The organism is Thioclava sp. L04-15 (genome assembly GCF_002020275.1).
Lineage (GTDB): Bacteria > Pseudomonadota > Alphaproteobacteria > Rhodobacterales > Rhodobacteraceae > Thioclava > Thioclava marina.
Genome location: NZ_MPZW01000001.1, coordinates 65,089 through 80,368, shown reverse-complemented (window position 1 = coordinate 80,368; position 15,280 = coordinate 65,089). Strand labels below are relative to the sequence as shown.

At 63.9% G+C, this 15,280-nt stretch carries 11 protein-coding genes; 4 read left to right on the top strand and 7 right to left on the bottom strand.

Features of this window, described 5'->3' with window-relative positions; all coding sequences use genetic code 11:
- The first annotated feature begins 25 nt into the window (after positions 1-25).
- Positions 26-1,507, top strand: a complete 1,482-nt coding sequence (locus BMI90_RS00415) for a DNA polymerase Y family protein (RefSeq protein WP_078524838.1) — start codon at positions 26-28, stop codon at positions 1,505-1,507.
- Positions 1,504-4,887: an error-prone DNA polymerase gene (locus tag BMI90_RS00410; protein WP_078524836.1), complete on the top strand. Its 3,384-nt coding sequence runs from the start codon at positions 1,504-1,506 to the stop codon at positions 4,885-4,887. The genes BMI90_RS00415 and BMI90_RS00410 overlap by 4 nt, the downstream gene beginning before the upstream one ends.
- Positions 4,888-5,550: 663 nt before the next feature.
- Here the strand turns inward: BMI90_RS00410 and BMI90_RS00400 are convergent.
- From BMI90_RS00400 to BMI90_RS00380, 5 genes are all read right to left on the bottom strand, one after another.
- Entirely contained in the window at positions 5,551-5,847 is a 297-nt protein-coding gene (locus BMI90_RS00400; RefSeq protein ID WP_146671184.1) for a hypothetical protein, read from the bottom strand.
- A 251-nt stretch (positions 5,848-6,098) separates the two neighbouring features.
- The gene (locus BMI90_RS00395) at positions 6,099-7,013 is read right to left on the bottom strand and encodes a glycosyl hydrolase (protein WP_078524829.1); all 915 of its coding nucleotides are present in this window, start codon (positions 7,011-7,013) and stop codon (positions 6,099-6,101) included.
- Between the two features lie 32 nt (positions 7,014-7,045).
- Positions 7,046-8,863 carry a glycosyltransferase family 2 protein gene (locus BMI90_RS00390; RefSeq protein WP_246831466.1) on the bottom strand — a complete coding sequence of 606 codons (1,818 nt, stop codon included), beginning with the start codon at positions 8,861-8,863 and terminating at the stop codon, positions 7,046-7,048.
- The gene (locus tag BMI90_RS00385) at positions 8,860-9,834 is read right to left on the bottom strand and encodes a UDP-glucuronic acid decarboxylase family protein (RefSeq protein ID WP_078524825.1); all 975 of its coding nucleotides are present in this window, start codon (positions 9,832-9,834) and stop codon (positions 8,860-8,862) included. The genes BMI90_RS00390 and BMI90_RS00385 overlap by 4 nt, the downstream gene beginning before the upstream one ends.
- Before the next feature lie 432 nt (positions 9,835-10,266).
- Positions 10,267-10,698 carry an autoinducer binding domain-containing protein gene (locus BMI90_RS00380; RefSeq protein WP_078524822.1) on the bottom strand — a complete coding sequence of 144 codons (432 nt, stop codon included), beginning with the start codon at positions 10,696-10,698 and terminating at the stop codon, positions 10,267-10,269.
- Positions 10,699-10,795: 97 nt separating this feature from the next.
- On the opposite strand from BMI90_RS00380, the gene BMI90_RS00375 reads away from it, so the two are divergent.
- Both BMI90_RS00375 and BMI90_RS00370 read left to right on the top strand, forming a co-directional pair.
- Positions 10,796-11,401 carry a LuxR family transcriptional regulator gene (locus BMI90_RS00375; RefSeq protein WP_078524820.1) on the top strand — a complete coding sequence of 202 codons (606 nt, stop codon included), beginning with the start codon at positions 10,796-10,798 and terminating at the stop codon, positions 11,399-11,401.
- A gap of 72 nt (positions 11,402-11,473) precedes the next feature.
- Positions 11,474-12,139: an acyl-homoserine-lactone synthase gene (locus tag BMI90_RS00370; RefSeq protein WP_078524818.1), complete on the top strand. Its 666-nt coding sequence runs from the start codon at positions 11,474-11,476 to the stop codon at positions 12,137-12,139.
- A gap of 79 nt (positions 12,140-12,218) precedes the next feature.
- Here BMI90_RS00370 and BMI90_RS00365 read toward each other — a convergent pair whose 3' ends face one another.
- Positions 12,219-12,650, bottom strand: coding sequence for a universal stress protein (locus BMI90_RS00365; RefSeq protein WP_078524816.1), 432 nt, complete (start codon positions 12,648-12,650; stop codon positions 12,219-12,221).
- Positions 12,647-15,262, bottom strand: a complete 2,616-nt coding sequence (locus BMI90_RS00360) for a TRAP transporter permease (RefSeq protein ID WP_078524814.1) — start codon at positions 15,260-15,262, stop codon at positions 12,647-12,649. The genes BMI90_RS00365 and BMI90_RS00360 overlap by 4 nt, the downstream gene beginning before the upstream one ends.
- Between the last annotated feature and the right edge of the window lie 18 nt (positions 15,263-15,280).

Below are 15,280 nucleotides of genomic sequence, written 5' to 3'. Positions count from 1 at the left end.
TGACTCGAATCCTGGGCTCTGCGAGATGTTCGACGGGCGCGCGCGGCGTATCCTCTCCCTCTGGTTTCCCCGGCTGGCCAGCGACCGGGTTCTGCGCGCGCGGCCCATTGAGGCCCCCTTCGCGCTGGTCCTGCGCGAGGGAAATACAGACCGGCTGCATTGCCTGAACGCCGCGGCTGAGGCGCAGGGTCTCGGCCGCGGCATGGCGCTCTCGGAGGCCCGCGCCTTCTGCCCCGACCTGCAAACCGCCCCTGCCGACCCCGCCCGCGAGACGCAATTTCTGGAGACCCTGCGCCGCTGGGCCACACGCTATTGCCCTTGGGTGGGACTGGATGGCGAGGATGGTCTGGTGCTCGACATCACCGGATCGGATCATCTGTGGGGCGGGGAAGAGGCGATGATGGCCGAGATGGCCGCGCGGCTCGAGCGCGCCGGGATCGCGGCGCGTCTGGGGTTGGCCGATACCCGGGGCGCAGCCTGGGCGCTGGCGCATTTTGCCCCTGGTCGGGCGGCCGCGCCGGGCGCGCGGTTGTCGGCGCTCGCAAAGCTGCCCGTCGCCGCGCTGCGCCTGCCACATGAGACGGTGACAGGGTTGCAACGTCTGGGGCTGCGCGAGATCGGCGATCTCATCCGCACGCCTCGCGCGCCGCTTGCGCGACGGTTCGGGGCGGGGCTGATGGCGCGGCTCGATCAGGCCTTGGGCGATCTGCCCGAACAGATCTCCCCCGAACCCGATCCTCCCCATTACGGCACCCGCCTGACATTGCCCGAACCGATCGGTCAGCAGGCGGATGTGATGGCCGGGATCGAGCGGCTTCTTGCGCGGCTCTGTGCCAAACTCAGGGAGAACGAGGCTGGTGCGCGGGTGCTCAGTCTCACGTTGCGCCGGGTCGATCAGGCCAGCCAGCAGGTCGAGCTGCGCCTTGCCGCCCCCCTCAGCGATCCGGCCCGGATCGCGGCCCTCTTCGCGCGCGGGATCGAGGATATCGATGCAGGCTTCGGCATCGACCAGCTGCGCCTCGCCGCCACCCAGGTCGAGCCGCTGCCCGCCCGCCAGATCGGCGCCATCGCAACCGAGCGGCGTGACAGGCTGGGCGATCTGATCACCCGGATCGGGCTGCGCATCGGGCTCGACAACGTCCAGCGCTACCTGCCCGCCGACAGCCACATTCCCGAACGCAGCTTCCTGATCGCGCCTGCCGCCTTTGCCGATCCCGAGGGTCACTGGCACCAGCCGCATCCCCGCCCGCTCCGGCTTTTCCCGCCCGAACCGGTCGACGCGGACACCCCCGACCCGCCGCGCCGCTTCCGCTGGCGCCGCCAGTCGCTCACCGCCGAACGGATCGAAGGACCGGAGCGGCTCTTGCCCGAATGGTGGTTCGACGATCCGAACTGGCGCGGCGGAATGCGCGACTATTGGCGGGTCGAGACCGGGCAGGGCTGGCGGCTCTGGATGTTCCATACCCCGCAGGATCCGGGCTGGTATGTGGAAGGGGTCTTCGCATGAGCCGCCCCTTCTTCTTGACGAAAATATCTCGGGGGACGCCCGACGGGCGCGGGGGCAGCGCCCCCTCCCTCCCGACCGGCTATGCCGAGCTTTGCACAACGTCCAACTTCACCTTCCTCACCGGCGCTTCGCATCCCGAGGAGCTGATCGTGCGCGCCGCCGAACTGGGGCTGGAGGCAATCGCGATCACCGATCGCAACTCGCTCGCGGGCGTGGTGCGGGCCTATTCGGCGCTGAAGGAGCTGAGGCGCGCGGCGGATGAGGCGCTGCGCATCCGCTCGGAACTGCAACGCGATGAAAGCTCCCGCCAGCCCATCGGCTCACCGCAGGAGCTGCTGCGTCCCGTCACCGCGCGGCTGCCGAAACTGATCACCGGCGCACGACTGGTGCTGGGCGATTGCCCGGTCGAATGGGTGGCGCTGCCGACCGATCGCGCGGCCTATCACCGGCTGAGCCAGCTGCTGACCCGTGGCAAGCGCCGGGCGGGGAAGGGGGAGTGCCATCTGACCCGCGCCGATCTGCTGGAGAGCTGCGAGGGGATGATCCTGATCGCGCTTCCCCCCGCCGATCTGGCACGCGCTTTCCCGCCGCTGCAAGAGATGCGGCGGCGCTATCCGGGACAGGTCTTTCTTGGCGCGCCGCCGCGCTATGACGGCTCGGATCAGCGCTGGTTCGATGCCTGCGCCGCGCTGGCGCTGAGGGCCTCGACCCCGATGGTGGCGGTGGGTGACGTGCTGATGCATCGCGGCGCGCGCCGGCAACTGGCCGATGTGCTGACCTGCCTGCGCGAAGGCTGCACGATCGACAGCCTCGGCACCCGTGCGCTGCCCAATGCCGAACGCCGCCTGAAAGGGCCCGAGGACATGGCGCGGCTCTACCGCCGCCATCCCGCCGCGCTGCGCCGCAGCTGCGAGATCGCGGCGCGTTGCGGCTTCGAGCTGTCGGAACTCAGCTACGAATATCCCGACGAGGTCGCGCAAGGGGAGGCCGCGCAGGACCGGCTCGAGCGGCTCGCCCGCGAGGGGCTGGCGCGGCGCAGCAAGGACGGTATCCCCGAGCGTCACGCGGCCCTTCTGGAAAAGGAATTGCGCCTCGTCTCCGAACTGGGATTCGCCGCCTATTTCCTCACCGTCCATGACATCGTGAGCTTTGCGCGCAGCCGCGCGATCCTGTGTCAGGGGCGGGGCTCCGCGGCCAATTCGATCATCTGCTGGGCGCTCGGGATCACCGATGTCAGCCCCGATCAGATCGGCATGGTCTTCGAGCGCTTCATCTCGAAATACCGTGGCGAGCCGCCCGATATCGACGTCGATTTCGAACATGAGCGCCGCGAGGAGGTGATCCAGTGGATCTACGAGCGCTACGGCCGCGACCGCGCGGGCCTTTGCGCCACCGTCATTCATTTCCGCACCCGCGCCGCGATCCGCGAGGTGGGCAAGGTGATGGGGCTGAGTGCGGATGTGACGGCGGGGCTCGCAGGGCAGATCTGGGGAATTTCCGGAAAGGGACCGGACCATGCGCGGTTGGGCGAACTGGGCCTCGACCCGACCGACCGACGGCTGGCGCAGACGCTCAAGCTCATCCGCGAGATCATCGGGTTCCCGCGTCATCTCAGCCAGCATGTCGGCGGCTTCGTCATCACGAAGGGCCGCCTCGACGCGCTTTGTCCGATCGAGAATGCCGCGATGGAGGGGCGCACCTGCATCGAATGGGACAAGGACGATATCGACACTCTGGGCATCCTGAAGGTCGATATTCTCAGCCTCGGGATGCTCACCTGCATCCGAAAAAGCTTCGACCTTCTGGCGGGCCACGAGAAGCTCGGCATGTCGCTTGCCACTATCCCGCAGGAGGATGCGCCGACCTATGAGATGCTCTGCCGCGCCGATGCGGTGGGGGTGTTTCAGGTGGAAAGCCGGGCGCAGATGAACTTCTTGCCCCGGATGCGCCCGCGCACCTTCTATGACCTCGTGATCGAGGTCGCTATCGTTCGTCCCGGCCCTATTCAGGGCGGCATGGTCCACCCCTATATCAACCGCCGTCAGGGGCGCGAGAAGGTGGATTTCCCCTCCAAGGAACTGGAGGGGGTGCTGGGCAAGACCCTCGGCGTCCCGCTCTTTCAGGAGCAGGCGATGCAGATCGCCGTGGTCGCGGCTGGCTTCACCCCCGAAGAGGCCGACCGCCTGCGCCGCTCGCTTGCGACCTTCCGCAAGATGGGCACGATCGGCACCTTCCGCGACCGGTTCGTGGAAGGGATGCTGGTGCGCGGCTACACGCCCGATTTCGCCGATCGCTGCTTTTCCCAGATCGAGGGGTTCGGCGAATACGGCTTCCCCGAGAGCCACGCCGCCGCCTTCGCGCATCTCACCTATGTCTCGTCCTGGCTCAAATGCCACCACCCCGCGATCTTCGCCTGCGCGCTGCTGAATTCACAGCCGATGGGCTTCTACGCGCCTGCCCAGATAGTGCGCGACCTCCGCGAACACGGGGTCGAGGTGCGGCCCGTTTGCGTGAACCATTCGAGCTGGGACAACAGCCTTGAGCGCCGCGCCGACGGGGCCTTGGCGCTGCGCCTGGGCTTTCGCCAGATCAAAGGGTTTCGCGAAGAGGATGCGGGCTGGATCGTGGCGGCGCGCGGGAATGGTTACCCCGACCCGGAGAGCCTCTGGCTGCGCGCTGGCACGCCGCCGCATGTGCTCGAACGGCTCGCCGAGGCGGACGGGTTCGCCGGGATCGGGCTGACGCGCCGCGATGCGCTCTGGGCGGTCAAGGCGATCCGGGCACCCGCGCCGCTGCCCTTGTTCAGCGATCCGATGGATGGCGAAGGCGGGCGCGAACCTGTGGTGGAGCTGCCCGCGATGCATCTGGGCGAAGAGGTCGTCGAGGATTACGTGGCCCTGCGCCTGAGCCTGCGCGCCCATCCGATGGAGCTGCTGCGCCCCTCGATCCCCGGCCTTACGCCGCATTGCGAACTGGTCGGGACGGGGCAGAACCGGGTCACCGTCTGCGGTCTCGTGATTACGCGCCAGCGCCCCGGAACCGCCTCGGGGGTGATCTTCATCACGCTCGAGGACGAGACCGGCGTGAGCAATGTCGTGGTCTGGCCGAAGCTTTACGAACGCTTCCGCCGGGCGGTCATGGGCGGGCGATTGTTGCGTGTCTCGGGGCGGCTGGAGCGCGAGGGGATCGTGGTCCATCTGATCGCCGAGAGGATCGAGGATCTCTCGCCCCGGCTGGCCGATCTGGGACACCCGCTCGACGATGTTCTGGGACTGACCGCACCGCAGGCCGACGATGCTCCGCGCCCCCGCCCGCAGACCACCGCACGCCATCCCAGAGAACAGGCAAAACGGCTGTTCCCCAGTCGGGACTTCCACTGATCGCCAATCTGAACGGAAGGGCAGAAGGGCCCCCGCGCAGGAGGGTGTCGATGACCCGCAATGCGCTCCTCTCGCCCTGAAAGCGGGCAGATCGCGCCTTGGGGAGATGCCTCTCGACATGGTCGCGAGACCTCGCAAACCTCCTCTCGCGCCCCTCGTTATGGGAGCAACGGAGCCGGCAAGGCCACCATCGCGCGGCCGAGCTCGACCAGAACCTTGCCAAGCGCGATCTCGCACGGGTGCAGGCGCAGCTAGAACGGCGCGAGATCCGCTCGCCCATCGACGGGTTCGTCATCACGCGGATGATGGGGCCGGGGGAATATGTCTCTTCGTAATCGCCCGTAGCGCAGCTTGCGCAGATCGACCCGCTTCATGTCGAGGTGTTCCTGCCGACCGCGATGTATGACCAGGTCGCGAAAGGGCAGGTGGAAAAGGTCTGTCCAGCGGCGCCTCTGAGCGGGGAATACGACGCGATGGTGATCGTGGGGGACAAGGTCTTCGACGCGGGCTCGGATACGTTCGGGGTGCGTCTGGTGCCGGCCAATCCCGAGGGCAAGCTACCCGCCGGGATCGATTGCACGGTCAGTTTCCCCCCAACCCTGAGGGGGAATGCAAAACGGCCCCGAGGGGGCCGCAAAGCTGATGGTGCTGTGGGGAGCCGGATCAGCGCTGATAGCAGCGCGATTTCGAACCGAAGCCCGAAGGCGAGCAGATCCAGCTGCCGGTGCCGGGCGAACGACGGCTTGCGACGCGCTCCGCGGGTTGGTCATCGCTCTTGCCGCCTGCGAGCCAGTCGAAACGAGCGCTTCCCTTGCCGGCGACGCTTTTCACCGCGACCTTGATCGGAGAGATTTCGAGCATCCCCGCCTGCTGTGCATTGGCTGCGCCGAAAGGCGCGGCGATCACCAGAGTAGCCGCGAAAAGGCCGGCGGCTGCGGCACGAAAGATCGTGTTCTGCATCATTGTCCTGCTCTGCCGAGTTGCGATCACTGGGCCAGTCCCGCGTCGCGCGAGGCCGGTCCGTTCCGTTCTCATTAGGCGCAGGTTTGGTTAATCAAACGTTACCGGTCAAGGTTGTTATTCCCGCGGCGCAAAGGTGGCGCTTTGATGGCGCAAACTGAAAATGCCGCGCAGCTGGATTTCCTGCGCGGCATCAACATCTTGTCGTGATCGCCCCGTGTCGGCAAAAAATTGCCGCTAGGGGTGGTAGGTCAGCTCAGGACCTGGTTCTTGATTCGCCAATCCGGCGTGCCGAAGCCCTCCGGCCAGGGATAAACCTCGATCTGGTTGAAATAGCTGACACCGACGAGGCTCGGGTAATCGGGCTTCTCTTCGCGTATGCGGTTCTTCCACATGTCGACATAGGCCTGATCGCCCACATAACCGAGCTCGGCCACCGCAACGGGTTTGCCGAAGGCCGCGGCGCGCTCGTAGCGCGGACGGAAGATGTCGTCGAAGGTCCGGTCGCGGCCGTATTTCGCCTTATCCCAGGCCTGAAGACCGAAGACGGTCAGGCCGATGATGTCGGCATATTCGTCACCCGGATAGTAATCGGCCATGTTCTCGTCACCGAGCGGCGACCACATCAGAGAGATGTCGGGCGCGTATTGCTTGGCGAGATCGGTCATCCGGCGATAGGCCGAGATGTAATCATCGGGTTTCCAGTCCGACCAGATGAACTGCCCGGTCTTGTCATCCATCTCATGGGCGAAACGCAGCGTGACGGGGCTTTTGAGCGTCGCCAGAACTTCCGCGATCGCGATCATGTTCGGATCGTATTCGCCGCGCTCGATGCCACGGCGCAGATATTGCGCGGTGTTGCGCTCGGAGCGCGACCAGGTCCAGGGCTCGAGCGTAACGAGAAGCGCGCGGTTCCGCGCGAGCGCATATTCGTCCGCATCGTTGAGCGAGGGCAGGTATACGTCTTCCCACGGCAGGAAGAGGTGTTCGATGACGACGCCCGTCTTGTCGGCGAAATCCCCGTCGGGGTCATAGACGCCAAAGGGGAGGGTGCCGGGCGGGACCTCGACGGGGGCTGCTGCCTGTGCCTGTCGCATTGACAGGGACAGACCCAGAGCCGCCGCTCCGGCCATCACGCCTCGGCGCGTTATGTTGTGGTGTTTCATACCATTTCCCTCCTTCAAATTCGCGTCCCCACCTAGTCTTTCCAAGCAGGGCTTACGCGAAATTTCGGTTGTCCCGGCGCGCCCATTCCGGCGCCCGAAACGATGTATTCGACTTTGGCCAGCTGAACCGATTTCAGTCCGACCATCAATGCATAAAGGCTCTCGCTGCCGCGCAGCCAAAGCGCGCTGAAGCCGAGTGCGACGATCATGCTCAACGTGCCCATCTGGACCGCCATGTCACGGGGCCAGCCCCGCCAATCGATCTGCACATGCCGTGCGCGCGCGCCGAAGATGACGCTGAGCAGGACAAAGTAGAAAGCCGCGTTGAAAAACGAGAGCAGGTAGAACCCCCGCGCTTCGGTCACATTGCCGACGAGCAGCACCGGAAGCAGGGCGCCAAGGGCGAGCCCGCCATAGACTGCGATGATCCTCTCGGGCAGTACGAGCGACGCCGCTTCGCCCTTTGGCGTGATGCGGAAGTCGACGAATTTCCCCGAGAGCCGATCGTACACTGCCATGAGAACCCCCGACAGAACCCAGGGCCATTGCATCATCACGAAGAGGGCTTTCTCCCAGGCGATGATCTTGGCGTCCTTGGGGCGGAAGAACTCATCGTGGCGCAGCATGAAGGCGAAGATCAGGGTGAGAATGCCCGCAGGCAGCACATGACCGATGAAGGCGGGATAGGTCACATCCGCGAAGCGCAGGTCGAAGGTCACGGCGACTATCGGTGCTATATACATCATCGACATCGACAATGCGAAAAAGACGTACCAGCTCTGGCAAAGCACGAACAGGAACTTGAGCCGGAACGGCATTTTGCCGAGATAGCGGGGCGTGTAGCGCAGAAGCAGGCTGAGCAGCGAGCGCGACCACTGGAACTCCTGCGTCACGAGATCGGTCACTGTGGCGGGCCCGTCTCCCACCGCGATCGCGTCGATCGCGTGCACACCGCGCCAGCCCGCTGCGTTCATGAGCATCGTGGTCGAGTGATCCTCGGCCAATTCCGGCCCGAGACCGCCGGCCTCTTTCAAAGCCGTCGTGCGCACCGCGTAATGCGAGCCGATGCACATCGGGGCCAGGGCGCCGGTGTAACCAGCCTGGAACACGCCATGGAAGGCGGCTTCGAAATAGAGGCGCGTGCGCGCGGCCCAGCTCTTGTCGGCATTGGCCGCACAGATCGAAGGCGCGCTGACATAGCCCACGTCGGGATCGGCGAAGGGGCGCAACATTTCAAGGAGATAGCCCGGGCTTGGCACGTGATCGGCGTCGAGCTGACTGACGATGTCGTAGTCACGATAGCCCCAATGATCATAGAAATAGGCGAGGTTGCCTTCCTTGCATCGCGTGCGACGTGGCCATGTCGCCTGATGATAGGCGTCCACACCCTTGCGCGACGAGACTTTCACCCCATGCGCCGCACACCATGCGAGAGTTTCCGGCGCCGGGTCTTCATCGGCAAGCCATGTGTCATGCGGATAGTCCTGCGCCAGCATCGCCTCCAGCGTCTTGCGCACCACGTCGAACGGCTCGGAGGGCGTCTTCGTCGTGATCATCGCAACCCGCCATCTGCCCGGCTCAGGGTCCGGAGAGACGGCGCGCTGCGCCTGCAGGAAGACGACCATGAAATAGAGCTGCATCGCCAGCAGCCACGCCAGCGTTGCCGTGATGATCAGGAAGGGTGGCCAACTTAGGATGTGAACCGGGTCGAGCCACCAGCTCCAGAAATAGACGGTTGCGAGAAGCCACAGAGCGATCAGCGTGCGGTATCGCATGGATTGCGACCGGTTCAGTACCGGAGCGAGATAACCTGCCGCCTGCGCGGCGCGTATCTCAGGCCTTAATATCACGCAACGCCTCCAATCTCCCTCCCGACGAGACCCAACTCCGAGCGGAAATAGGCGATCGTCGGGGCAAGCCCCTCGGTCAGACTGACCGTCGGCGCCCAGCCTAGCATGCGCCTGGCGCGACCGATATCTGGACAGCGCTGGTGCGGATCGTCAACAGGGCGTTCAGAATGGACGATCTGCGAGCGCGAATTGCACATGTCGCGCACGATCCGTGCGATCTCGCCGACACTGAACTCGCCGGGATTGCCGAGATTGACCGGCTCGGGGCCAACCGTTTCGCTTTCCATCAGCGCAATCAGCCCCTCGATCAGGTCGTCCATGAAGCACAGCGAGCGGGTTTGCATGCCGTCACCGTAAATGGTGATCGGCTTGTCCGAGAGCGCTTGGGTGACGAAGTTCGACACCACGCGCCCGTCGCCCGGGTCCATGCGCGGGCCGTAGGTGTTGAAGATCCGCGCGATGCGGATATCGACGCCGCGCGCCTCGTGGAAATCATGCATCAACGTTTCGGCGGCGCGCTTGCCCTCGTCGTAACAAGAGCGCGGGCCGACCGTATTGACCACGCCGCGATAGCTTTCGGGCTGCGGGCTGATCTCGGGGTCGCCATAGACCTCTGACGTCGACGCTTGCAGGATACGCGCACCTTCGCGCTGGGCCAGCCCGAGCATGTTCAGGATGCCGAACACGCAGGTCTGGAAGGTATGGATCGGATCACGCTGGTACTTCGGCGGCGAGGCCGCGCAGGCGAGATTGTAGATCCGGTCGATCCGGCCCGAGATCTCGAGCGGCGCGATCACGTCGTGCTGTCGGTACTCGAATGCGGGATTTCCCAGCAGATGGGCGATGTTGCTCAACCGGCCCGTCTGGAGGTTGTCGACGCAGATCACCGAATGCCCCCTCTCTATCAACCGATCGCTGAGATGAGATCCGAGAAAACCCGCCCCACCCGTTACGAGACAGCGCAGCGCCATCCCTCTTTCACGTCGCGCGCGATCTCGCGCGTTGAAACGCGGCAGTTCCGTCATTGTCCTTCCCCCCACAGAAAGAACAGGTACCCCACAGAATAAACGCCACTCCTGCTGGCAGCAAAGGAGGATAACGGCGTCTCCGTAAAATCCCTGAGTTAACAATATTCAATAGGGTAGGTAACGTCTTTAATGCAGATCAAGGAAAACAGAGGGCGCTCGGGTGCAATCACGTGGGATTGTCTGAAAGTGGTATTCGGAACGATGAAAAAAACACGCTCAGGTTGTATTGTCTGAGCGCCATCGTGTTTCGATTTTCCTTCCCGGCGCCCCTTAACGATTCGCGGCGCTGCGGAACGCACGAGTTGGCCTGATCCGCGCGACACGCCGCAAGCGGCTGAAAGCCGGAACTTTTCGGGATGCGCGCGGCAGCGGCACTCAGAGATCGGAGAGGTTTTCCGTCATGTCGTGCAGCCTCTGGGTCAGGGCCAGAAGATGTTCGGCCTCGCTGTCGCTGAACGGGCCCGAACTCCGGGTGAAACCCGAAATCGAGCGCGAGCTGTTCGGGCCGACAGAGCAGGTCAGCCCGTTGCGCAATCCGAAGGCCTCCGCCTGAGAGACGATGCCCAGCGGGTCGGGCAGGTCAGCCCAGCGGACCATGCCCGTTTCGCGCAGCCCCCAGAGCACCACGGGATCTTCGATCATCATTCCGTGTTCGCTGTAATGGTCGAGCCATTTCTGCGGATAGGTGCGATAGAGGATGTTCGGGCGCGTGAAGCGAATGTGCAGGGCGAGCGCGAAGCCGGTGTCGCAGATCGCACTCAACTCGTCGAGTGTTGCCGCTATTTCTTTACGGTTTGCTGTTTTCATCGCCGACTTTCGTCTTTAGGTTGTTCCTGTCTGGCCCGACTGCGACCCCGGAACGGTAGGGCGAGTGCATTCGGAGCGCAAGTGATTTGACCAACTGATGGACATCAGGGACTGCGATACACGTCTACAGGCCATCGCACCAGCCGGCTTTTATGTTGCGCTGCGCGTAGGTTATGCTTTTCCTGAGTCCGAGCTCAACCGACTGGATAGCACATGGGTGGATCGCTACACCCAGGAAGGGCTGGTGGTCCAGGATCCCTCGATGCGCTGGGTCTACGGCAATCTCGGCTGGGTGCGCTGGGATGACATGACGCTCGAAGATCCGCGTGGCGTGCGCCAGATGGCACGGCAGATGGGGCTGCGTTTCGGTGCGACGGTCTCTTTCAACGATCCCCATGACGTTGGCCGACGCAGCTATGCCGTGCTGTTCCGCTCGGATCGTGATTTCACCGATGAGGAACTCGACGAGGTGTTCGCGATGCTGCGCGAGCTGCATCTCGATGCTTCGCACCGCTCGCTCACCGCGGCTGAGCTGGAGGCCATCCGCTACCGGGCGGACGGGCTTCTGATCAAGCAGATAGCGGCAGAGCTCGACATCAGTGAAAGCGGGGTGAAGGCGCGGTTGACATCGGCTTCGCGCAAGCTTGGTGCAAAGAATGCCATCGAGATGCTGGCTATTGCCACTTCGAGGCGATTGATTTAGGTAAACGCAACCTAAAATGGTGTATTGTTCATAAATTCATGGTTTCGATTGGGTATCCAGAAGGAGAACCCAATGCAAAACTGCACCTTTGAATTTTCGGAACTTCACCGCTTCGGCACCGCGTTTTACGATTTCCTGCGGCTGCGCAAGCAAGTCTTCGTCGACGAACTGGGCTGGGATGTACCCCATAACGACGACGTGGAAATGGACCAGTACGACACGCCGCTTGCCCATTACTCGCTCGTTTTGAAGGATGGGCGGGTGGTCGGCGGGGCGCGGGCGATGTCGACGGCTGCGATCTGGGGCGGCAGCACCTACATGCTGCGCGACGCGCATCTGGGCAAGCTGCCTCATATCCCGCCAGAGATCCTGCCCGACGAGATCGCCAGCCCCGAGGTCTGGGAATGTACCCGCCTCGTGATTTCGGAGACGCTGACGACCCATGCCGAGCGGGCCGCCTGCCTGCGGATGATCGTCGACGGATTGGTGGAACGGGCGCTTGCACGCGGAGCGAGCGAGCTGATCTGCCTGTCGTCGCTTGCATTGATGCGGGCTCTGCGCCAGCTGGGCTATGATGTGAGCCGCATGGGGCCAACCTATCGCAACGACGAGGACGGGCGCCAATATGCGGCGTTGCGGATGCCGGCGGAGTATTCGAACCATCGCCGCGCCGAGCTGGCCGGAGCCTGCGTGCTTGCCGGGCGAGGCGAGGCCGCGGTCTATCAGCCCGCAGCCTAGCTGGTGCACCGATGGCCAGAACGCGGACGGGGCGCAACGCTTTCGCGCTGCGCCCCGTCAATTGCCGTCGCTGGAAACCTCAGCGGACCACGAAGACCGAGCAGTTCGAGTGGCGCACCACGCGTGCGGCATTCGGGCCGAGCAGGTAGTCGCTGAGATCCGGGCGATGCGCGCCGAGCACGATCAGATCCGCGCCGTCCTTTTCCGCGACGCTGATGATCTCGTGATAGGCGGTGCCGACGCCGACGATATGGCGCACTTTCGAATTTGCCTCGGCGCCGATCACCTCGCTCACGAATTTTGCGAGCAGGTCATGGGCGTGTTCCTTGGCCTTGGCGGTGTGATCGTCCGAGAAGAACGCGCCCACGACCGCCGATCCGTAATCGGGCACCACGGTGATCACGTCGAGCTGGGCGCCCTCCATCGTGGCCAGTTTCTCCGCCCATTCGAGAACCTTGCGTTCGGTCTTGGGGCGGTTGATGTCGATCGCGCAGAGAATGGTCTTGGTCATGCGGTTTCTCCTTGGGCAAAGGCCGCGTCGTCGTCTTCCTTGCGGCGATATTGCAGGAAGGCGACGAGGCCGAGCAGCAGGAAGGCGGGAATGAACATCAGCTCTTTCGGGAGCTGGTCATTGGGCACCTTCACGTTCGACAGGGTCACCGGCGTATCGCCATAGAAGTCGAAGCCCTGCAGTTTCTGTTGCAGTTCCGTGCCGAACATCGGCTCGTCCGCGACCATCTTGCCATCGGTATCGGTCACGCTCAGGCCAAGTTTATCGAGCTTTTCCTGACCGTTGGTACCCTCGGGCACCTTCACCAGGACAGTCGTGTCCTTCGCAACACCCGTGTCGTAATCCGGGCCCGAGAAGACGAGACGCAGCTCTCGCCCGACCGGCGCCTTTTCGAGACGCTGCACGATATTGGCGGGCGGGATCTCGGTATAGGGCGGCTCGACCATGTTCATGAAATAGCCGGGACGGAACAGGGTGAAGGCGACCAGAAGCAGCGCTACCGTTTCCCAGAGCTTCGAGCGAGTGATGAACCAGTTCATCGTGCCCGCGGTGAAGACGAGGATGCCGATCGTGGCGATGATGAAGACGAAGATCGCCTGATACCAGGTCACGTTGATCAGCAGCAGGTCGGTATTGAAGATGAACACGAAGGGCAGGGCGACGGTACGCAGGCTGTAGAAGAAGGCGGTGAATCCGGTCTTGATCGCATCGCCCCCCGACACGGCCGCGGCCGCGAAAGAGGCCAGGCCCACCGGTGGCGTCACATCGGCCATGATGCCGAAATAGAACACGAACAGGTGCACCGCGATCAGAGGTACGATCAGGCCCGATTGCGCGCCCAGATGGACGACGACGCCCACCATCAGCGAGGAGACCACGATGTAGTTCGCCGTGGTCGGGAGGCCCATGCCGAGGATCAGCGACAGGATCGCCACGAAGATCAGCATCAGGATCAGGTTGCCGCCCGAAAGGAACTCGACGAAGTCCGCCATCACCTGACCGATCCCGGTCAGCGAGACGGTGCCCACGATGATCCCGGCGGTTGCGGTGGCAAGGCCGATCCCGATCATATTGCGCGCGCCGTCGATCATGCCGCCGATCAGGTCGAACAGGCCTTCCTTGAAGCGGCTCATCGGGGCGCTCTCGCCGCGGAACATCGCCTTGAGCGGTTTCTGGGTCAGCAGGATGAAGAACAGCAGGAAGGACGCCCAGAAGGCCGAGAGGCCCGGCGACTTGCGCTCGATCATCAGGAAGTAGACCAGAACCACGATCGGCAGCAGGTAATAGAGGCCCGCGGTGTAGATCTCCTTGATGTCCGGCAGCTTGACGATTTCCGAATTCGGGTCGTCGGGTTCCAACTCGGGCGCCTTGGCGGCGATCCAGACGAGCGCGACATAGGCCAAAGCAACGAGCACCGCGAGGATCCACCCCGCGCCTTCAGGCACGAGTGAGGTGATCAGCTGCACGGGGAATTGCACCGCGTAGCACAAAGCCGCGAAGCCCGCGAAGAAGGCGAACATGCCAAAGGCGGTGCGCCAGACCGAGACCACGCGGTCGCCGATCGTCGGCATCCGGCTCTTCACCGCCTCGAGATGGACGATGTAGAACAGCGCGATGTAGGAGATGATCGCCGGGATGAAGGCGTGCTTGATGACCTCCAGGTAGGAGATGCCGACATATTCCACCATCAGGAAGGCGGCAGCGCCCATCACCGGCGGCATGATCTGGCCGTTGACCGAGGAGGCCACCTCGACGGAGCCCGCTTTCTCGGCGGAAAAGCCCACGCGTTTCATCAGCGGAATGGTGAAGGTGCCGGTGGTGACCACGTTGGCGATCGACGAGCCCGAGATCAGGCCGGTCGCGGCCGAGCCGACGACGGCGGCTTTAGCCGGCCCGCCGCGCAGGTGACCGAGCGCGCCGAAGGCCATCTGGATGAAGTAGTTGCCTGCGCCGGCTTTCTCGAGGAGCGCGCCGAAGAGGACGAAGAGGAACACGAACTTGGTCGAGACCCCAAGCGCGATGCCGAACACCCCCTCGGAGGTGATCCACATATGCGACATCGCCTTGCGCAAGCTCGCGCCCGCCCAGCGGATCTGCTCGGGGAAGAAGTCCGACGAGCCGAAGAACACGTAGCACAGGAAGAAGATCGCGAGCCCGACCATCACCGGGCCAAGCGTGCGATAGGCCGCGATGAACAGCAGCACCAGCCCCACAAGCGAGACATAGGCGTCGGTCGTATCGGCCAGACCGCCGTTGTCGACGATCTTCTGGTAGAAGAAATAGCCGTACATGGCGAGCAGCGCGCCGCCGACGCCGAGGATCCAGTCATACCAGGGCACGTAGCTCTTGGGGGATCCCTTGAACAGCGGATAGGCCATCGCCGAGAGGAAGATCGCATAGGCCAGGTGAATCTGGCGCGCGTTGTTGATCAGATCGCCGGGCAGCACATAGGGCCCGATCGGCGAGGCCAACATGACCTGAAACACCGACCAGCTCAGCGCCACGATGGCGACCATGAGCCCGACCCAACCCTTGGGGCTTCGTGCCCCGCTGTCGGAAGCCTGGACGAGCTCTTGCAGTTCCTGTTCGTTCAAGGCGCGATTTTCCGCCATCGTTCCCCCTCGCGGCCC

Coding starts and splice junctions, on each gene's coding strand:
- BMI90_RS00410 (WP_078524836.1), top strand. CDS start 1,504: ATGAGCCGCCCCTTCTTCTTGACGAAAATATCTCGGGGGACGCCCGAC.
- BMI90_RS00375 (WP_078524820.1), top strand. CDS start 10,796: ATGGACATCAGGGACTGCGATACACGTCTACAGGCCATCGCACCAGCC.
- BMI90_RS00415 (WP_078524838.1), top strand. CDS start 26: ATGTTCGACGGGCGCGCGCGGCGTATCCTCTCCCTCTGGTTTCCCCGG.
- BMI90_RS00360 (WP_078524814.1), bottom strand. CDS start 15,262: ATGGCGGAAAATCGCGCCTTGAACGAACAGGAACTGCAAGAGCTCGTC.
- BMI90_RS00370 (WP_078524818.1), top strand. CDS start 11,474: ATGCAAAACTGCACCTTTGAATTTTCGGAACTTCACCGCTTCGGCACC.
- BMI90_RS00385 (WP_078524825.1), bottom strand. CDS start 9,834: ATGGCGCTGCGCTGTCTCGTAACGGGTGGGGCGGGTTTTCTCGGATCT.
- BMI90_RS00400 (WP_146671184.1), bottom strand. CDS start 5,847: ATGCAGAACACGATCTTTCGTGCCGCAGCCGCCGGCCTTTTCGCGGCT.
- BMI90_RS00395 (WP_078524829.1), bottom strand. CDS start 7,013: ATGAAACACCACAACATAACGCGCCGAGGCGTGATGGCCGGAGCGGCG.
- BMI90_RS00380 (WP_078524822.1), bottom strand. CDS start 10,698: ATGAAAACAGCAAACCGTAAAGAAATAGCGGCAACACTCGACGAGTTG.
- BMI90_RS00365 (WP_078524816.1), bottom strand. CDS start 12,650: ATGACCAAGACCATTCTCTGCGCGATCGACATCAACCGCCCCAAGACC.